We start from the raw sequence: 19,813 nt of genomic DNA, 5'->3' as shown, positions 1-19,813 counted from the left end.
CGTTCAGGAGGTGGGCTTTACGGATGTCAGGTATTGCACGAAGGCGTCCGGCTCCACGGCTTTGCTGAAGTAGTAACCCTGGCCTTCCTCGCAATGGAGCGCCTTGAGAAAATTCAGTTGTTCGAGGGTTTCCACCCCTTCGGCAATGACCGTCAGATTGAGGCTTTTGCCCAGGCTGATGATGGCGCCGACCAGGGCCGCGTCGTTGCTGTCACGGCCCAGGCCACGAATGAACGACTGGTCGATTTTCAGTACATCGATGGGAAACCGTTGCAAGTAACTCAGGCTGGAATAGCCGGTGCCGAAGTCATCGATGGCCAGCCGAACTCCCAACGCCTTGAGCCGATTCAGCGCGACCATCGTGGCATCGACGTTCTGCATCAATACGCCTTCGGTGATTTCCAGCTCCAGCAAGGCGGGGTCCATACCGGTTTGCTGGAGTATCTGTTCGATGCCTTCGACAAAATCCCGCTGGCGGAAATCGATGGCCGACACGTTCACCGACATGCACAGATCCGGCAGGCCATTCGCCTGCCAGGTACGGGCTTGTCGACAGGCCTGGGCCAGCACCCATTTGCTCAACGGCACGATCAAGCCGCTGTCTTCGGCCACACCGATGAAGTCTGTCGGGTAGATCCAGCCTTGCCCCGGTTTTTGCCAGCGGATCAACGCCTCGGCGCCGACCACCTTGCCGCTGCCCAGGTCGAGTTTCGGTTGGTAGTGCAGGACAAACTCGTTCCGCTCCAGCGCCAGGCGAATCCCCGACTCGATGGTTTGCTGTTCCCGGGCGCGCTGGTTCATCTCATCGATGAAAAAGCTGAAATCGTTGGGGCCGCTTTCCTTGACGTTACGCATCGCGGTTTCGGCTTTCTTGATCAGTGCGATGGCATCGAAACCGTCATCGGGATAGATGCTGATGCCCAGGCTGGCCGTCACGCTCAGGTCGTGTCCGGCGACGTGCTGGGGCGCACGTATGGCGTTCAACAGTTTTTCGGCGATGCCCTTGGTCTGTTGTGGGTGGTGGATGTCGGCCAGGATTACTACAAATTCGTCGGAGCCGTAGCGAAACACCGAGTCGGAGGCGCGCACGCAGGCCACCAGGCTTTGCCCGACACGCTTGAGCATCTCGTCACCGGTCGGGTGACCCAACGCATTGTTGATGCGCTTGAAGCGGTCGAGCCCCAGAAACATCACCGCCAGTTGTTTGTCATGACGTCTGGACAAAGCCAGGGACTGGTTCAGCCGGTCACCCAGCAAGGTGCTGTTGGGCAGCTCGGTCAACACGTCGTACTGCAATAGATGAGACACCTTGAGCAGTTCGTGGACCCGGGCTTCGATGGTTTTCTCCAGACTCAGCATTTTTATCGCCGCGTCCTGCGCCATCTGCCACTTCCAGGTCAGGGCGCTGGCCATCTGGCGTATTTCCAGACTGTCGAAGGGTTTTTTCAACACCAGCAACTGATCGCCGAATTCCAGCCGTTCGGCCATGGCTTCCCAGGTGTAATCGGAGAAAGCCGTGCACAGCGCGATTTGCAGATGAGGGTCGACCTTCCAGAGCCGTTCGATGGTTTCCAGGCCATCCCAGCCCGGGGGCATGCGCATGTCGGTAAACGCCATGGCGTAAGGGCGACCTTCTGCCTGGGCCCGCTTGACCAGTTTGAGTGCTTCCTGGCCTTGATAGGCGGAGTCGAGCTGGAAGACCTGCCGAGTCGTTTGCGGGGTGTCGAACAGCGCGGCTTCAGTGCCGGCGAGGGTTAGTTCATCGTCGGTATCGGCGCCCAGGATCTTGCGAAAGTCCTCATGGATCGAGGGCGTGTCGTCGATGATCAGAATGCGCCGGTTGGCCTGGATGAACGGAGTTTTCATTCCTTGTCCTCCGTGGCACGTTGCGAATCGCCCGGCCTTGCTCCGGGATTGTGATTCGCGTGCACGATGCTTCCGGCCTTCAACAGTTCAGCGGCCTGCTGGCTGCTGACCGCTTTGCTGAAGTAGTAGCCCTGGGCGTTCATCGGTGAGCCGGTGGCCATCAGCGAAGTGCGTTGCTCCTGGGTTTCGACACCTTCGGCGATGATGCCGATCCCGACCTCGCGGGCGAAATTGATAATGGCTCGCAAGGTGGTGGCACTGGCCGCGTCGTGGGCGGCGGCGTCGATGAACGCCTGAGCGAGTTTCAGATGATTGACCTGGTAAGTCTTGAGGTAGTCGAACGAAGAGTATTCGGTGCCGAAGTCATCGATGGCGATCTTCACGCCCAGCTCATGCAGGCGCGGCAGGATATCGTTGTGCGTCCACTTGGTCTGGGCCAGGGTCGCTTCGGTGACGTCGAAACGCAGGTCCCACGGGCACAGATCCCAGCGGGCGGTGGTACGCAACACGTCATAGATCAGTTCGGGACCACTCTTGAGCTGGGCCAGGGACAGTTTTATCGCCACCACCGGTGGTGCCATGCCTTCGTCACGCCACTGGCGCATTTGCCTACAGGCGCGCTCCAGCACCCAGTGACCGAGGGCGATGATGATGCCGGTCTTTTCCGCCGCGGGCAGAAATGCCGGGGCTTCCAGTAAACCGCGTATGGGGTGATTCCAGCTGACCTGCGCTTCCATGCCGAGGATCCTGCCACTGCTCAGGTCTACTTCCGGCCAGTAACGCAGCTCGAGTTCGTCGCGTTCGATGGCGGTTTTCAAGTCGTTGGCGATGGTCATGCGCTCGACCACTTCCTGATTGATTTCCTCGGAGTGGAAGTGGTACTGGTTGCGGCCCTTTTCCTTGGAGCGATAGAGCGCCATGTCGGCCTGGGTCAACAGGCTGTCGGCGCTGAGGCTGACCTGGGTGTAGCTGCTGATGCCGATGCTGACCGAGACCCGCACAGCATTGCCGGCCAGGGAGTAGGGCAGCACCAGCGCGTCGCGCACCTTGGCGGCCAGGGCCGCTGATTGGGTCGGATCGCCGACGTCCAGTTGCAGGATCGCGAACTCGTCGCCCCCCAGCCGGGCGACCACGTCGTTTTCCCGCACGCAGGTTTTGATCCGTCGAGCGACCTCCTGTAACAACAGGTCGCCCACCGGGTGGCCCAGGGTGTCGTTGATGCGTTTGAAGTGATCCAGGTCCAGGTAAAACATGGCGAACGGGGTGGCCCCTCGCCGGGCGGCGGCGAACGCCTGATGCAGGCGCTCGATCAGCGTCGCGCGGTTGGCCAGCCCGGTCAGCCCGTCGGTGCGGGCCAGCAGGGCGATCTTTTCCTCGGCCAGTTTGCGTTCGGTGATGTCGATGATGATGCCTTCGACTTCCAGCAAGCGACCTTCATCGTCGCGCACCGGGATGTAGCGGTTTTCGACCCAGCGCCAGTCACCGTCGCCGGTGCGCATCCGGAACTCGATGGATGCGCCGGCTGCATGGCGGTCCAGCACTCGTGCCATGGCCGTGTCGACTTTCTCTTGATCGTCGGGATGGATCAGCTCCTGAGCCCAGTTGGACGAAGCCACCAGGGCCGCCGCGATGTGGCCGTATTTGGTGATGTTGTGGGAGATATACATCAACGGAAACGACGGTTCGCCCCGCAACCGATACAGAATGGTCGGGCTGTTCTGCACAATGATGTTGGCGTCGGACAGCTCCCGGGTTCGCTCCTCGACCGCTTGCTCCAGCAGGGACATCTTCAGCGCCGCGTCTTCGGTCATTTGCCATTTGGCGGTCAATGCACTGGCCATCTGGCGGATTTCGATGGCATCGAAGGGTTTTTTCAGGATCAGCAGGCGATCGCCCAGTTCCAGGCGCTCGTCGATGTCTTCCCAGGAATAGTCGGAATACGCGGTGCAGAGCGCCACTTGCAGCTTGGGATCGACCTGCCACAGGCGTTCGATGGTTTCCAGGCCGTCCCAGCCCGGCGGCATGCGCATGTCGATGAAGGCCATCGCGTAGGGCGAGTCATTCGCCAGTGCGGTCTCGACCTTGTCCAGCGCTTCACGGCCCTGAAACGCGGATTCAATGACAAAACCTTGCGACGATACCGTCACGGAGGTGCCGAACAGGGCGTTTTCAGCGCTGGCCAGACTGTCGTCTTCGATCGATGACGGACTGAGAATCTTGGCGAAATCCTCATGGATCGACGCGGTGTCGTCGACGATGAGAATCCGACGATTAGTCCGCGCAAGCAGCGTATTCACTGACATGCGCCTGTACCAACAGCAGTTTGGTGCGATGAGCTCATAGAGGGTATCCCTTCCCTGATCGCTGGACGGAGCGGGCATCGTTTTGGATCCGAGTGACCTGAGCATAGTCGGCCGCTCCGATATTCGCCCGGTTGACTGAAACGAATCATTTGCGGAGTCAGTCTGAAAATCATCTAGCCTGTAGCTCAGGCTCGGGAAAGTCAGAGGATGTTCTTCCGCGCCTGACATAAAGAGGCTGGTTTCACTTGAGGTATCGCCATGGAAGAGCAGCTCCCCACGACTGTGACCGATAAACCCACGTTACTGCTGGTCGACGATGAGGAGTCGATTCTCAACAGCCTGCGCCGCCTGCTACGCAGCCAGCCCTACGAGGTGCTGCTGGCCACCAGCGGTGCCCAGGCCCTGGAAATCATGGCGCAGCGGCCGATCGATCTGGTGATGAGTGACGCGCGCATGCCCAATATGGACGGCGCCACGCTGCTGGCCCACGTCCATCAGCGCTACCCCGACACCACCCGGATCATGCTGACCGGTTATGCCGACCCCTCGGCCATTATCAAAGCCATCAATGAAGGGCAGATCCATCGTTACATCAGCAAGCCCTGGCACGACGAGGAAATGCTGCTGACGTTGCGACAATCGCTGGCCTATCAGTATTCCGAGCGTGAGCGGTTGCGTCTGGTGCAGGAAACGTGGGACCAGAACGAGAAACTGAAGCTGCTCAACACCACCCTGGAAAAACACGTCGCGGCCCGCACCAGTGAGCTGCAACAGACGGCTGACATGCTGGACCTGGCTTACGAAGAGCTCAAGCGCAGCTATGTCACCGGCACGGAAGTGTTTTCGTTGCTGGCCAACCTGCGCCTGCCACCCGCCAAGCAGACCAACCGGCAGATCATCGAACTGGTGCGGGTGTACTGCAAACTCCATCGCCTGGACGAAGCCACCAGCCGTGACCTGACCATGGCGGCGGCGCTCTACAACATCGGTAAGTTGAGCTGGACCGACAGCATGATGAGCACGCCTTCGGATCTGCTGCATCACAATGACCGCGAGCGCTATCGGGGGTATCCGAAGCAGAGTGAGTCGCTGCTGATGACGCTCGACCCGATGAAGGATGCCGCGCGGCTGATCCTGCACCATCAGGAGCGTTGGGACGGCAGCGGTTTTCCCGATCGGCTCAAGGGCGAGGCCATTCCGCTCGGTTCACGGTTACTGAAGCTGGCGGTGGATTTCATCGAGTTGCAGCGCGGGCTGATCCTTGAGCGACAGATGAACAGCGATGAAGCCCTGGTGTATATCCGCCAGTACGCCGGTCGGCTCTATGACCCGGAACTGGTGGAGGATTTCATTCGGGTCTGCGCCGCTTACCTGAGCGATGTGACGCTGTCCGACCCGACGGTCAAGGTGCTGACCACCCGGGACTTGGCGGCGGGCATGATCCTGGCGCGCAACCTCAATGCCGACAACGGCATGCTGCTGCTCAATGCCGGCAAGGTGTTGAACGGGCCGCTGGTGGAAAAACTGATCGCGTTCGAGGCAATGGAAGGTGCCAAGTACAGCATTTTTGTGAAAGTGCCGGAGGAAGTGGCGATTCTCGAGACGAGTTGAGTCTGTAGGCCGCGACGCATTCTTTGTAGCAGCTGCCGAAGGCTGCGTTCGACTGCGCAGCAGTCGTCAAACCGGTGATTGCGGTGGGTCAGGCAGACCGCGTCAGCCGGACTCACGACTGCTACGCAGCCGAACGCAGCCTCGCAGGCTCGACAGCTGCTACGGATCGCATTACGGCTTAAGTGAACAGCATTGCGCTCCTACAGGGAGGGCTGCGGAGATTTTTTTCGGCGTGACGAAAAGCCAGCCCTCATGTGATCCTTGCGCCTTTTACCCAAGGCCAATCCTGATCCATGACACTTTCATCCGACGCTTCGCCCCGCATCATCCGCATTGCCGCTGCCCTGCTGATCGGCCCCGACGGTCGCACCCTGCTGGTGCGCAAGCGCGGCACCCAGGCGTTCATGCAGCCGGGGGGCAAGATCGAGGCCCATGAGCAACCGCTCCACGCCCTCGCACGTGAGCTGGAAGAGGAACTGGGACTGGTCATCGATCCGGCGCACGCCACCTACCTGGGGCCATTCTCGGCACCGGCCGCCAACGAGCCGGGCTTTGTCGTACAGGCCGAACTGTTTCAGCTGACCATCGATTCGCATGTTTGCCCGGCGGCGGAAATCGAAGAGGTGCGCTGGATCGACCCGGCCACCGACGGCGATCTCACCCTGGCGCCATTGACACGGGACCTGATCTTGCCGTTTTATCGAGCTTCGCTGATCGAAACCGCCTGATCACCCAGGCCCTCTGACTTCAAGGACAGGATGCCCATGATTCCGCTTCAAGACTTGCTGATTTTTGCCGCCGCGGCGTTGCTGATGGTACTCACGCCCGGGCCGAACATGATCTACCTGATCTCCCGTTCCATCTGCCAGGGACGCAAGGCCGGGGTGACGTCATTGCTGGGGGTGGTCGCGGGATTTCTAGTGCACCTGTTCGCTGCCGCCGCGGGTTTGACCGCGGTGTTCATGGCCGTGCCGGTGGCCTACGAGGTGCTGAAGTGGGCCGGTGCGTTGTACCTGCTGTGGTTGGCCTGGCAGGCGGTCAAGCCCGGTGCGCGTTCGCCGTTCGAGGCGCAGCAGTTGCCGGCGGACTCGTCACGCAAATTGATCACGATGGGCTTTCTGACCAGTGCATTGAACCCGAAAATTGCGGTGTTTTACCTGTCGGTGTTTCCGCAGTTCATTTCCCCTGAGCACGGTTCGGTGTTCAGCCAGAGCATCATCCTCGGCCTGACCCAGATCAGCGTGAGTTTCAGCGTCAACTTGCTGATCGCGCTGTTCGCCGCAGGCATCGCGTCCTGGTTCGTCAACAACCCGAACTGGCTGGCGATGCAGCGTTACTTCATGGGCTTCGTATTGTCCGGGCTGGCGGTGCGCTTGATGTTTGAGCAGCGGCGAGTGGCCTGAACATGTGGATTCAGCGGCTTGATGCCAGTCATGCCCTGGATTATCGGGCGCTGATGCTCGAAGCCTACGACTCGCATCCCCAGGCGTTCACCTCCAGCGTGCGCGAGCGCGCCGCGATGCCGCTGGGGTGGTGGGAATCGCGCCTGACCAGCAAGCTGGACCGGGTGCTCGGGGCGTTCGAGGAAGGGAAACTGGCAGGCATCGTCGGCCTGGCTTTCGAGTCTCGGGAAAAGGCCCGGCACAAGGCAACGCTGTTTGGCATGTACGTGACCGGCAAGGTGCGCCAGCGTGGGCTCGGTTATCAACTGGTACAGGCCGTGTTGGCTGAAGCGCAGGCCCATGAGGGCCTGAGGCTGATCCAGCTGACCGTCACCGCCGGCAACGAAGCGGCCTTCAGGCTGTATCAGCGCTGCGGCTTCGTGCAGTTTGGCCTGGAACCGTTGGCGGTGCGGGTCGGCGAAGACTACTTCGACAAGATCCACATGTGGCGCGAGATCACCGCTGAGCCTTGATCATTCCCACGCTCTGCGTGGGAATGCAGCCCGGGGCGCTCCGCGTCCCTTCCAGAGCCGAACGCAGAGCGTCCGTTGTGGTATTCCCACGCGGGAGCGTGGGAACGATCAATCGATCTATCGAACGGCACTAACCCCATCCAGCGTCGAAAACGACGTGTCCTTGGCCGTCAGCAAAAAGTCGCGCATGTACGGCGCATCCAGCATGTCGGCGCGAATCCCGGCATACAACGTCGCAAACAAGCCTTTCTCGCCCAGTCGCTTGGCCTTCACATAACCCCGTGAACTGTACTCGTGCAGCGCCCAATGGGGCATGCCGCAGACGCCGCGACCGCTGGCCACCAGTTGCATCATCATCACCGTCAGTTCCGAGGTGCGGACCTGCGCCGGTTCGATGTCGGCCGGCTCGAGGAAGCGGGTGAAGATGTCCAGCCGATCACGTTCCACCGGGTAGGTGATCAAGGTTTCCGTGAGCAGGTCTTCGGGCACGATGTACGGCTTGTTCGTCAGGCGGTGCTGGTTCGCCACCGCGAGCATGGCTTCGTAGGTGAACAACGGTACGTAAGTGATGCCGACCAGTTCCAGCGGATCGGAGGTCACCACCAGGTCCAGGTCGCCTCGGGCCAGCGCCGGTAGCGGGGCGAAGGAGAAACCCGAGGCCAGGTCCAGCTCGACTTCCGGCCAGGCATCGCGGAACTGGTCGATGGTCGGCATCAGCCACTGAAAGCAACTGTGGCACTCGATCGCCATGTGCAAACGCCCCGCAGTGCCACCGGCCAACCGTGCAATGTCACGCTCGGCACTGCGCAGCAACGGTAGGGTGGCATCGGCCAGTTGCAGCAGGCGCAAGCCGGCACTGGTGAAGCGCACCGGTTTGGTCTTGCGCACGAACAGCGGCATGCCCATGCGTTCTTCCAGCTCCTTGAACTGGTGGGACAGCGCCGACTGGGTCAGGTGCAGGCGATCGGCCGCATCCACCAGGCTGTCAGCTTCGCGCAGGGCGTGCAGGGTTTTCAGGTGACGAATTTCAAGCACCGGGGGCTCCATGAGGAAAACTTGTGATCAACACGAAAAGGTTGAGTTTGTCTCATGTTGGGTGGGCTGTCGACAATAGCACCATGTTTTATAGCATCTTCTATTAGAGAGAACTCTCACCATGGCATTGGCCCACACCCTTGGTTTCCCGCGCATCGGCGCTGACCGCGAACTGAAAAAAGCCCTCGAAGCCTACTGGAAGGGCGACCTCGACCAGGACGCATTGAAAAGCGTCGGCCGCCAGTTGCGCGCCACCCACTGGCAATTGCAGAAAGACGCCGGCATCGACCTGTTGCCCGTGGGCGACTTCGCCTGGTATGACCAGGTGCTGACTCACTCGCTGACCTTCGGTGTGATCCCCGGGCGTTTCGACAGCGTCAAGGATGAACGTGGCCTGCCGACCCTCGACACCCTGTTCGCCATGGCTCGTGGTGCCACCGCGACCTGCTGCGGCGGCGAACATGCCAAGGCGCAATACGCCCAGGAACTGACCAAGTGGTTCGACACCAACTACCACTACCTGGTCCCGGAATTCAGCGCTGACCAACAGTTCAAACTGAGCTGGGAACAGTTGTTCGATGAAGTCGAAGAAGCCAAGGCCCACGGCCACAACGTCAAACCGGTGATCATCGGCCCGCTGACTTACCTGTGGCTGGGCAAGGCCAAAGGCAACGACTTCGACAAACTCGACCTGCTGGAACGCCTGCTGCCAATCTACGGTGAAATCCTCGGCCGCCTCGCCGCCCAAGGCGTGGAGTGGGTGCAGATCGATGAGCCGATCCTGACCCTCGACCTGCCACAGGCCTGGAAAAACGCCTTCGAGCGCGCTTACCACATCCTTCAATACTCGCCGCTGAAAAAACTCGTGGCCACCTACTTCAGTGGCCTGGAAGACAACCTCGGGCTGGCCGTCGGGCTGCCGGTGCAAGGCTTGCACATCGATGCGGTGCGTTCGCCGGATCAGCTTGGCCAGGTTTTGGATCGTCTACCGACTTACAAGATTCTGTCGGTGGGCCTGGTCAATGGCCGCAACGTCTGGCGCTGTGAACTGGAACAAGCCCTGGCCCAGCTGCAATTTGCCCAGGAACGCTTTGGCGATAACTTGTGGGTCAGCAGTTCCTGTTCGCTGCTGCACAGCCCGGTGGACCTGGAGCGTGAAGACAAACTCGATCCTGAACTGAAAAGCTGGCTGGCGTTTGCCGTGCAGAAGTGCGGTGAAATTGCCGTGCTGCGCGATGCCCTGAACGATCCGCAAGCGCCGAAGGTGCAAGCTGCCCTGGCTGAAAGCCGCGCCATTCAGGCCGGCCGCGCCCAATCGCCACGCATCCACAAAGCGCAGGTTCAGGCCCGCGTCAACGCCATCGGCGCGGCGGACAGCCAACGCCACTCGCCGTTTGTCAAACGCATCGAGCAGCAGCGTGCGCGGTTGAAACTGCCGGCGTTCCCGACCACCACCATCGGCTCGTTCCCGCAAACCGGCTCGATCCGTCTGGCTCGCCAGGCCTTCAAGCAAGGCAAGCTGTCGGCCAACGATTACACCGATGCCATGCACAGCGAAATCCGCCATGCCGTGCAAGTCCAGGAACGCCTGGGGCTGGACGTGCTGGTGCACGGTGAAGCCGAACGCAACGACATGGTCGAATACTTCGCCGAGCAACTGGACGGCTACCTCTTCACCCGCTTCGGCTGGGTCCAGAGCTACGGTTCGCGCTGCGTCAAACCGGCGATCATCTACGGCGACCTGAGCCGCCCAAACGCCATGACCGTCGACTGGATCACCTATGCCCAGAGCCTGACCGACAAGGTCATGAAAGGTATGCTCACCGGCCCCGTGACCATGCTGATGTGGTCGTTCCCTCGCGAAGACGTCTCGCGCAAAGTCCAGGCGCAGCAGTTGGCGTTGGCCCTGCGTGATGAAGTGGTCGACCTGGAAGCTGCCGGCATCAAGATCGTGCAGATTGACGAGGCCGCGTTCCGCGAAGGCCTGCCGCTACGCCGGGCGCAATGGCAGGAATACCTCGACTGGGCGGTGGAAGCGTTCCGCCTGAGTGCATCGGGCGTGCGCGACGAAACCCAGATCCATACCCACATGTGCTACAGCGAATTCAACGATGTGATCGAGTCCATCGCGGCGATGGATGCCGACGTGATCACCATCGAAACCTCGCGCTCGGACATGGAACTGCTGGAGGCTTTCGAAGCCTTCGACTACCCGAATGACATCGGCCCGGGCGTCTACGACATCCACTCGCCACGGGTACCGGACACGGCCGAAATGGTCAAGTTGATGAGCAAAGCCGTTAAACGCATTCCGGCGGAGCGGTTGTGGGTGAACCCGGATTGCGGGCTGAAGACCCGGGCGTGGCCGGAGACTGAGGCGGCGTTGGTGAATATGGTGGCGGCGGCTCGGCAGTTGCGCAGTCAACCGGCTTGATGCACGTTCGAAAGGAGCGTTAATGCCGCTCAGTCGAGCACAATCCATTTGGGAGCAAGCTTGTGTGGCGAGAGAGCTTGCTCTCGCTTGGAAAGTTGTCGGTGGCGGTACATAGTTATTGCATCGGACAGACGTGATGATGTGAGCGAGCAAGCCCTGTGGGAGCGGCTGTTCGCAACTCAGCTATCATTGAATCTGTCCTGTTTGTGCCCTTTCAACCCGATGTGCCATTGGTGAGTTGTCGTACTTCGATCAAGGCAATACTGGTGTCATTGCCATCGGGTGTGCCCTGAAAGTTACGGATGTAAAACGTTCCTGTGTTGGTTGTGGCGGTGAAGTCTCCAGACATCGCATAGGCGACGCTGTTCCTGGGTGGAGTGAAGGGCGCCGAGTCCATATAGCCAAAGACGAACAGGTTGAATATTGGCTGGTGGCGCCCGGCAGAACCGGTAATGTTTCTGACATGAGCAGTGAAGCGGTAGCTGGCTCCTATTTTCAAGGGCAATTCCTTGTACAGCATGATGCCGGAATGGATGGCTCCGCCAGGCGTCCAGTTATCCCAGGAATTGCCCGTTCCATAACGCCCATAGCCCCCGTATCGACCTCCCGTTTCAGTCGCGAGCCAACCGTTCAAATCCAGTGCGCCCAGTCCCAAATCTCCCAGATCGGCCGCGACGGTGACTGTCCAGGTGTTGGAAACCTGTTGGCCGTCCGGTGTTTTTGCGGTCAGAGTGTGTCGGCCGAATCCGACGTTGACTTCCTTGGTCCAGATCCCGTTGTCGTCGACGATGACAGTCGTCACTTCGGTTGCGCCATTAAACAAGTGCACCACGCTTTTCGGCGTTGCCGTACCAATGACCAGGGGCGTGGGGTCGTCACAGGTTCCCCCATTGACTACCTGTCCGACAATTGGCGGTTGATTGTCGATCAGTTGGGTAATACTCGGCCTGGCCAGCATTTCGGTTTTGATCGTCAGTTCAAGCATCGGGAAAAACGTATCAACGCCGCCCTGGTCATTAAAGTCGGCGATCGATAGGCCAAACACCTGCGTACCGTCCTTGTACCGTTTCAACTGTTCCCGGCTGATAGTGCCGCTCAAGCCATCCCTTACATGGTTGGCGGAAATCTTCCCTTCGAAGAGCATGATGACGTGCTGGGCATCGTTGCCGCTGAGTGCCACCCGCAAGGAAGTGCCTGCGGCGATGAACAAATAGGGTGGCAGTGTCCAGTGTGCATCGCCGGTAAACGTGTTGAGGTTGAGCACTTTGTTATCCGACACTTCCTTGATGCTTAAACGTGGGTAATTAATATCTTCGTTGGTTACGGGCAAGACTTTGTAGCGTCTGACGGCGGAAGGTTGATCCGGTTTGCCGACTTCGGTGGCGGTGCAACCGAACTTGACGTAGTTGCCCATGTTGGCGGGGATGCAGGTGGGCGGCAGATCAAAATGTAATTCGCCACTGCTGTTGCCCGACTGCGAACCGACCACAGGGCTGCCAAGCCCTGGACGTCCCCTGACCGTCAGGGTGTAACGTTTTCTCGAGCTCATCGCCGGGTCGGTGACGCGCACGGTTGCGGCGTAGCGGGTATTCAGGGGTTGAATGAGGTTGCCCGGCGACTCCTGAATCAGCGTCGGTGCCGGCAACTCGGCTGCGGCGCCAATGGTGATTTGCAGCATCTCTGACTGCACCACGGCCTTGCCGGGATTTTCGATCTTGTAGAGCACTGTCAGCGGGCTGCTCTCGTACCGGTCGATGTAGTCGTTGTTCACGGTGAAGATAACGGGCTGTGTGGCATCGACGATGACTTGGCGGAAAATGAAGAGATGGGCAACGCCATCAGTGCCGGTGACCTGCCAGTACAACTCCACCGTTGCACCGTTGACCAACGGCCAGTATTTGGGGATTCGCACATGTGCCGGTGAGGTGTCGGCGGGCAGTTCCTCGTCCTTTTGCTCGTCGATGGTCGGGGCCGGGGCGGGCAGGACGAGGCCACTGAGGGTGACGGTGTAGGATTTGGAGTGACGGATGTCCCCGGCCCTTTGTCGTGTATAGCTGAGGATCATGGAGCCGCGGATGCCGTTTTGAATGAATTCATTCTCCAGATCGATGCGCAGTGACCGGGTGCTGCTCCTCACGTCCAGCGGGATGACGCGCTCGACTCGGTCTCCGACGGCGGTTGACAGTACAATCGTGAGCACCACTACGTCACCGGCCGTGAACTGTTCGTTCAGCAATACCGTTGCCGTCTCGCCGTTCAATGCGTGGTGTTTGAGGTTGTCAGGGTTGCCTGGCTCCGCCTGATCGATCACGGGGGCTATCAGTAACTGTTCCGTCGGTTTCAGCGCGAGGAAAACCGCTGACGACCAGCCGCTGCCGTTCTCCACGATGTCCCAGATTTCGTAGGTAAGGGCCACCTTGTCGGTATTGGGCAGCGAGGCCAGGAAGTCGGGCGTCAATTCAAACAGCAGATCCCCCAGAGCGGTGACCGTTATTTTCAGTTCGCGTGGCCCTACCGCCAGATAAACCACGTCGCCGATTGCCTGGTGCTCGTATCGAGGCACGGCGACGAACATACCGTTTTCGATCACGGTTTTGTCGATGACAGTTTCCGAGGGGATCGGCAGGGCCAGTCCCTGATTGTTTGGCAGGTCGAGTCGGGTGTCCGCTTCGCCCGGCCCGAAAGGTTTGTACAACAGGGGCAAGGAAGGCGAGTTTTTCTCGTTTTCGCTAGGACGTTTAACGCTGAAATACAGCGACAGCGCATCGGGCATGGGCACCGGCGAGGCATACATCTGGGCCAGGAGGTCGGCCGGAATGTAGAAAGGCACCAGTTGGTCGACGTACTGCCCTACGGAAAAGAGTCCCCCGACAGGCGTCGGGCGTGGACCGAGATACAACCGGATCTCGTCGGTACTGGCCATGTTGAAATACGGAAAGATATAGCCCAACAAACCGCGTCGGTCGCTGTTCACCATGTTGCGGTTCACGCCAGTGACGTTATTGGCCAGAGATTTGCCCCCCGGAATGAGCGGCGGGACGTCCGTCAGTACGCCCGTCAGTACGCCCATCAGATTTGGATCGGTGGAGAACACGAGTACTTGGGTCGCGGCGTTGCTGTTTTCAGAAAGATTGGTCATGTCCAGGGCTCCACTAATGAATGGATAGCGCCGTACCCAGCTTCGAATGGCGCGGATGACCTGATTGGATGCCGGCAAGCAGAATTTGCCTACTGTCAGAACTAACAGGTCAGCATTCGTTTCCGACGGGCGGCATAGCTGATCCATCCGTTGTGCCCCCGCACCGACCGTTCAGCACTCTTCATCAAACTGTCACGTAACTGTGGCAGCGCGCTTGATCAAACTTCATCAGACTCGCGCTCTACTGGGGTTCTGCGTTTCGGTGTTTTTTCATGCGTGTATTCATTTTTCTGGCCGTGCTGTTGTTTGGCCTGCCGTCTTTGGCGGCGTCTCGTTGCGACGTTAACGTTCCAACCGAATATGCCGATCTGGCGCAGGTGAGCCTGGCGTACCAGAGCATCGGCCGTGCGTCCGATCCTGCGTTGTTGCTGGTGATGGGCCTGGGCGGGCAGTTGATTCACTGGCCGGACGAAGTGGTGGTTGCGCTGTGTCAGCAGGGTTTTCGGGTGATTCGTTATGACAATCGAGACGTCGGCCTGTCGACGTGGCGGCAAGCGCCGGTCGAGGCCAACCTGACGTTTGAAGTGCTGCGCTACAAGCTCGGTTTGCCGGTGGCCGCGCCTTATACGCTGACGGACATGGCCGACGATGCACTGGGGCTGATGGACGCCTTGCACGTCGAGCAATTTCACGTGCTGGGTGCCAGCATGGGCGGGATGATTGCCCAGCATATGGCGGCGATGGCGCCGCAGCGTGTCGAGAGCCTGACGCTGTTGATGACCAGTTCGGGGGCCGAAGGCTTGCCGGCACCGAGTGCGGCGCTGGTACAGTTACTTTCACGACGTGGTGCGCCGAATCGTGAAGTGGCGCTGGAACAACAGGCTGATTTGCTGGCGGCACTGGGCAGCCCGACGGTGAGCGATGACCGGCAGGCGCTGCTGCATCAGGCGGCGCTGTCCTATGACCGGGCGTTCAACCCCGAGGGCGTGAAGCGCCAGATCATGGCAATCCTCGCCGAACCGAGCCGCGTGGCGCTGCTCAACCAACTGCGGGTGCCGACGCTGGTGGTTCACGGCACCGCCGATCCGTTGTTGCCGGTGATGCATGGCGTGCACCTGGCGGCGCATATTCGTGGCAGCCAATTGAAGCTGATTCCAGGGCTGGCCCATCGTTTCCAGGAGGCGTTCAAGGCGCCGTTGCTGGCGGCGGTGTTACCGTATTTGCAGGCCCACCGTGAAGACACCTCGCATTGGGCGCAGATTGATCCGGTGGCTGAGCACAACCTTCTGTAACACCCCTCGATCCAATGCGGGAGCGAGCCTGTCCAGGCCTGGATTTATCATGAGTGACGCCAAGGGCGGCAAGGTCAACGGCTGATGGTTCGATCTGCGTAGGAATGAAAAATATATCAATATGCCACTATGGTTTTTGCCGATGCTGCCGACATAGGCAGCATCGTTAATCATCATAGGGACTTGATCCATGAATAATCACATTCTACGCACTTGGGCCGCGCTGACGCTGCTTGCCTGCCTCACCCTCACGGGCTGTGCTCATGTGCAGCCTCCAGTGCCGCTGGATCACCAATTCTGGGATGCCAAAGAGCCGACTATCGGCGTGGCGATCACCGTGGTGCCGGAGCCGGTGCTGGCGTTGACCGGCAATCAGGGGCTTCTCGATTTGGCCATCAACAAAGGCGTTAACAGTAAGCTCAGTGACAACGTCGAAAAATGGCAAGTGCGCGACCTCACCACCTTGCCGGATGCCATTGTCGCCAAGCTGCAGGCCAAGGGTTACAAAGCCAAGCGGATCGACGCGCCGCTCGACTTGAAAACTTATAAGGAAACCAGTTTCCGCGAAGGCTACATGACCCGGGACATGACGCCGGCCAAGGCGGCATTCGGCGTCGATCGTCTGCTGCTGGTGAATGTCTACGCCACCGGTGCCACCCGCAGCTACTACAGCATCGTGCCGACCAGCGTGCCGATGGCGCAGGTGGGCGGACAGGGTATGGTGATCGATCTGGCAGACAACAAACTGCTGTGGTTCAAACCTTTTGTCGCTGTGCAAGCGGCCCAGGGTGAGTGGGACGAACCGACCTATACCAACCTGTCCAACGCGTTCTATCAGGCTGTGGACAACAGCCGCCAACAAATGATTACCCCGTTCGCGCAATGACGCGACCGTTCGTAGTCACCGCTGCGCTGGCTCTGTCGATGCTGACGGGGTGTGCGCAGAAACCGGCCCCTGAGGCCGGTTTCAAGGACCCGGGTGCCTTCCCCTACGTCCAGGCCCACGGGCTTAAGGTCGACGTGCAGTTGCCGCCATCCTTTGTCGGCGCCAGCACCGTGATTGACTCCGAGGCGGCCCTGAAAGCTGCATCCTCGAGTCACAATCTGGTGGCGAGCTCCGGCAACGGAGCCGGGCTTGCCGGCTTGCTGGTAGCCAGCCTGATCAACACCCAGATGGGTAGCGGCAGTTTGCAGCGCGATGCGGAAAAAACCGCGCTCAACGAGGCGCGACCCATGGCCGACTTGCTCGCGGGTGTTCCGTTGCAGGAGCGTCTGCAAAAGCGCTATCAACAGGCTGCGCAAGTGGCCGGGCTCAAGCAGGGGGAAGGCCAGGTCACCGCGCGTCTGGTGATTGAGCCCAAACTGATGCTCACTCCTGATCGCGGCAGTTTCGTGCTGGCCAATCAGGTGCAGGTCCAGGACATTGCGGGTTCGGCGCTGTATCGCATGCGGATCGAAGTGGTCAGCCAGCCGATTCGGCGCTGCGGCAAGCAGTGCATTGACGACGGCGACCTCGATCTGGAGAAGGTTACGGCCGTGCTCGACGAGTGTATCGACGAGTCGATGCGCGTTCTGGCCACCGACCTGATGCAGCCAGCGCCACCAGCGGCAGCCCAGGAAACCTTGCGCTATGTCCTTGATGGCCAGCGAGTAGTCGAGCGTGGTTATCAACTGGCCCATAGCGGTAACTATTGGCGTTATCGCAACCTCTACGGCGCAGTGAAATCGGTGCCTGTGCCCTTCGAGGATGCGTTGACTCAAACGCAATTGCAGAAGGTTTACGGGCCGTAGGACCTGCCGCAGGCTGCGATCTGTTGATCCTGATCTTCAATAACTTCTGATACTGCAATCAAAAGCAAAGTCAAAAGATCGCAGCCTTCGGCAGCTCCTGCAGGAGTCGTGCGATCTTTTGAATTTAGCCGTGCAGGCGCACCCACACGCTGACCAGCACCGTCGCCGCCATCAACCACGCTACCGCCGCCACTGCCAACGAAGCCTCCAGCCGCATCCGGTCGACCATCACATACAAGGTCGCCAGATAGACGAAGTACGGAATGATCGACCACATGCCAAACACGATGGTGGTCTTCAGATCATCCAGCGAACGCCCCTTGCCGACGATGTAGTGAGCGATCAGCGCAAAGGTCGGAAACAGCGGCACCAGGCCTGCGATGTAATAGTTTTTGGTCTTGGCCAGCATGGCGAGGATCACCACCACCGCCGCGCCGAGGGTTGCTTTGAAAATCAGGTCCATTAATGGCTCAGCCCGTATTTCTTCACTTTGTCGAACAGCGTGGTCTTGGCCATCCCCAGTTCCTGGCTGGCCTGGGTCAGGTTGCCGCCGCTGCGCTGCAAGGCGTCGCTGAGCAGGTTGCGTTCGAAGGCTTCCACCGCTTCGGCGAACGCCAGGCCCTGGTTGCTGCCACTGGCGCCGGTTTTTTTGAAGGCCGGCAGGCCGAGGGCGAAGCGTTCGGCGACGTTGCGCAGTTCGCGCACGTTGCCCGGCCAGTCGTGGCTCATCAGAATCGACACGGTCTGGTTGTCCAGTTCAGGTAGCGAGCGGTCGAAGCGCAGGGATGACTGCTGCAAAAAGTGCTCGAACAATTGCAGGATGTCTTCGCGGCGTTCGCGCAGCGGCGGCAGTTCCAGGGTCACCACGTTCAGGCGGTAATACAGGTCGCTGCGAAACTCGCCGGCCTTGCTCGACTCATCCAGATCGGACTTGGTCGCGGCGATCACCCGGCAATCCACCGCCACGCTCTGGTTCGAACCCAGGCGTTCGAGGGTGCGTTCCTGCAACACCCGCAGCAGTTTGATCTGCAACGGCAGCGGCATGCTTTCCACTTCGTCGAGGAACAGCGTGCCGCCATCGGCGTGTTCGATCTTGCCGATCCGCCGCTTGCCGGCACCGGTGAAGGCGTTGGCCTCGTGGCCGAAGATTTCGCTTTCGAACAGGTTCTCCGGCAGGCCACCGCAGTTCAGCGCGACGAACTGTTTGCTGTGCCGGCGGCTGAAGTCGTGCAGGCAGCGCGCAACCAGTTCCTTGCCGGTGCCAGTCTCGCCTTCGATCAGCACGTTGGCGGATGTATCGGCGACGTTGGCAATCAGTTCCCGCAGGTTCTGCATGGCGGGCGAGCGACCGATGATCCGGCCTTCGAGGGAATCGCGTTCCGCCAATTGCCGGCGCAACGAAGAGACTTCCCGTGCCAGGCTGCGTTGCTCCAACGCGCGGCGGGCGACGTCCACCAGGCGTTCGGGGGAGAAGGGTTTCTCCATGAAATCGTAAGCGCCTTTCTGCATTGCGCCGACGGCCATCGAGATGTCGCCGTGGCCGGTAATCAACACCACTGGCAGGCTGCGATCGCGGGCCTTGAGCCGGGTCAGCAGTTCCAGGCCATCAATGCCCGGCAGGCGGATGTCGCTGATGACGATGCCGGCGAAGTTATCGCCGACCCGCTCCAGCGCTTCTTCGGCGCTGCCGACGCCGATGCAGGGAATGTCTTCCAGGCTCAGCGCCTGTTGGCAACCGAGCAGCACATGGGGGTCGTCTTCGACGATCAGCACACTAAGGTCGTTGTTCATATTGGCTCGGCGGGAGTGGGGCTTACCAACGGTAAACTGAGGACGAAGGTGGTGCCACCGCTGGCCGGGTGTTCGACACCCAGATGCCCGCCCGTGGCGGCGGCCAGGCTCGCCGACAGGGTCAGGCCGAGGCCCAGGCCCTGTTCGCCGGGTTTGGTGGTGAAGAACGGTTCGAACAGATGCTTGCGTGCTTCGGCATCGATCCCGTGGCCGTTGTCGCGCACCCGCAAGCGATACTTGCCGTCGAATTCCTCGCCTTCGAGCCACAGCGTCGGTTGGGGCTGCGACTGCATGGCATCGAGCGCATTGCCGATCAGGTTGACCAGGATCTGCTCCAGACGGGTCTGGTCGATCTGCACCTGCACGTCGGTGAAATCGCGATGCAATTGCAGCGGCAGGCTTTCCATCCGGCTGCCCAGCAATTGCAGGGCGGCATCCACGCCTTTGCCGAGGCTGGCCCGGCCCTGGTCATCGCCGCGCCGGGCAAAGGAACGCAGGCTGGCGGTAATCCGGCCCATTCGGTCGATCAGTTCATTGATTGTCTTGAGATTGGTGCTGGCCACATCCAGTTGACCGCGTTCCAGAAAGCGCACGGTATTGCCGGACAAGGTCCGCAATGCCGCCAGTGGCTGGGGG

15 protein-coding genes are annotated in these 19,813 nt (G+C 60.1%); 8 read left to right on the top strand and 7 right to left on the bottom strand.

Annotated features, from left to right (window positions below):
* Positions 1 to 3: 3 nt before the first annotated feature.
* On the bottom strand, positions 4 to 1,866 hold the full coding sequence (locus PMI21_RS02060; RefSeq protein ID WP_007941690.1) for a putative bifunctional diguanylate cyclase/phosphodiesterase: 1,863 nt from the start codon (positions 1,864 to 1,866) through the stop codon (positions 4 to 6).
* Positions 1,863 to 4,169 (bottom strand): GGDEF/EAL domain-containing response regulator, encoded by a 2,307-nt coding sequence (locus PMI21_RS02065; protein WP_033064249.1) that lies wholly within the window; start codon positions 4,167 to 4,169, stop codon positions 1,863 to 1,865. Before PMI21_RS02065 ends, PMI21_RS02060 begins: the two co-directional genes overlap by 4 nt.
* A gap of 258 nt (positions 4,170 to 4,427) precedes the next feature.
* Between PMI21_RS02065 and PMI21_RS02070 the strand changes: the two genes are divergently transcribed.
* The 4 genes from PMI21_RS02070 to PMI21_RS02085 all read left to right on the top strand — a co-directional run bounded on the left by PMI21_RS02070 (position 4,428) and on the right by PMI21_RS02085 (position 7,695).
* Complete coding sequence (locus tag PMI21_RS02070; protein ID WP_007941687.1) at positions 4,428 to 5,780, top strand: HD domain-containing phosphohydrolase; 1,353 nt, start codon at positions 4,428 to 4,430, stop codon at positions 5,778 to 5,780.
* A 293-nt stretch (positions 5,781 to 6,073) separates the two neighbouring features.
* Positions 6,074 to 6,508: an NUDIX hydrolase gene (locus PMI21_RS02075; protein WP_007941686.1), complete on the top strand. Its 435-nt coding sequence runs from the start codon at positions 6,074 to 6,076 to the stop codon at positions 6,506 to 6,508.
* Between the two features lie 36 nt (positions 6,509 to 6,544).
* Positions 6,545 to 7,183 carry a LysE family translocator gene (locus PMI21_RS02080; RefSeq protein WP_007941685.1) on the top strand — a complete coding sequence of 213 codons (639 nt, stop codon included), beginning with the start codon at positions 6,545 to 6,547 and terminating at the stop codon, positions 7,181 to 7,183.
* Positions 7,184 to 7,185: 2 nt separating this feature from the next.
* Positions 7,186 to 7,695: a GNAT family N-acetyltransferase gene (locus PMI21_RS02085; protein ID WP_007941684.1), complete on the top strand. Its 510-nt coding sequence runs from the start codon at positions 7,186 to 7,188 to the stop codon at positions 7,693 to 7,695.
* 117 nt (positions 7,696 to 7,812) lie between these two features.
* On the opposite strand, the gene metR is transcribed toward PMI21_RS02085, so the two are convergent.
* Positions 7,813 to 8,730, bottom strand: coding sequence for a transcriptional regulator MetR (gene metR / locus PMI21_RS02090; RefSeq protein WP_007941683.1), 918 nt, complete (start codon positions 8,728 to 8,730; stop codon positions 7,813 to 7,815).
* Between the two features lie 121 nt (positions 8,731 to 8,851).
* On the opposite strand from metR, the gene metE reads away from it, so the two are divergent.
* Complete coding sequence (metE, locus tag PMI21_RS02095; RefSeq protein ID WP_007941682.1) at positions 8,852 to 11,164, top strand: 5-methyltetrahydropteroyltriglutamate--homocysteine S-methyltransferase; 2,313 nt, start codon at positions 8,852 to 8,854, stop codon at positions 11,162 to 11,164.
* A gap of 214 nt (positions 11,165 to 11,378) precedes the next feature.
* On the opposite strand, the gene PMI21_RS02100 is transcribed toward metE, so the two are convergent.
* Positions 11,379 to 14,303 carry a hypothetical protein gene (locus tag PMI21_RS02100; RefSeq protein ID WP_007941681.1) on the bottom strand — a complete coding sequence of 975 codons (2,925 nt, stop codon included), beginning with the start codon at positions 14,301 to 14,303 and terminating at the stop codon, positions 11,379 to 11,381.
* 272 nt (positions 14,304 to 14,575) lie between these two features.
* Here PMI21_RS02100 and PMI21_RS02105 point away from each other — a divergent pair, with 272 nt between their 5' ends.
* The 3 genes from PMI21_RS02105 (at position 14,576) to PMI21_RS02115 (ending at position 17,386) form a co-directional block, all read left to right on the top strand.
* Positions 14,576 to 15,595, top strand: coding sequence for an alpha/beta fold hydrolase (locus PMI21_RS02105; RefSeq protein ID WP_007941679.1), 1,020 nt, complete (start codon positions 14,576 to 14,578; stop codon positions 15,593 to 15,595).
* Positions 15,596 to 15,785: 190 nt separating this feature from the next.
* Positions 15,786 to 16,481: a hypothetical protein gene (locus tag PMI21_RS02110; RefSeq protein WP_007941676.1), complete on the top strand. Its 696-nt coding sequence runs from the start codon at positions 15,786 to 15,788 to the stop codon at positions 16,479 to 16,481.
* Entirely contained in the window at positions 16,478 to 17,386 is a 909-nt protein-coding gene (locus tag PMI21_RS02115; RefSeq protein WP_007941675.1) for a hypothetical protein, read from the top strand. The genes PMI21_RS02110 and PMI21_RS02115 overlap by 4 nt, the downstream gene beginning before the upstream one ends.
* A 124-nt stretch (positions 17,387 to 17,510) precedes the next feature.
* Here PMI21_RS02115 and PMI21_RS02120 read toward each other — a convergent pair whose 3' ends face one another.
* From PMI21_RS02120 to PMI21_RS02130, 3 genes are all read right to left on the bottom strand, one after another.
* Complete coding sequence (locus PMI21_RS02120; RefSeq protein WP_176466865.1) at positions 17,511 to 17,840, bottom strand: GlpM family protein; 330 nt, start codon at positions 17,838 to 17,840, stop codon at positions 17,511 to 17,513.
* A gap of 8 nt (positions 17,841 to 17,848) precedes the next feature.
* A complete protein-coding gene (locus PMI21_RS02125) occupies positions 17,849 to 19,177 on the bottom strand; it encodes a sigma-54-dependent transcriptional regulator (protein WP_007941673.1) in 1,329 nt (442 codons plus the stop codon).
* Positions 19,174 to 19,813, bottom strand: a 640-nt coding sequence (locus PMI21_RS02130; protein WP_007941672.1) for a sensor histidine kinase, incomplete at its 5' end; no start/stop codon positions are given. The genes PMI21_RS02125 and PMI21_RS02130, both read right to left, overlap by 4 nt.

Origin of the sequence: Pseudomonas sp. GM18 (assembly GCF_000282195.1) — a bacterium.
Classification (GTDB): Bacteria; Pseudomonadota; Gammaproteobacteria; order Pseudomonadales; family Pseudomonadaceae; genus Aquipseudomonas.
This window is presented reverse-complemented; position numbering and strand designations above follow the sequence as displayed.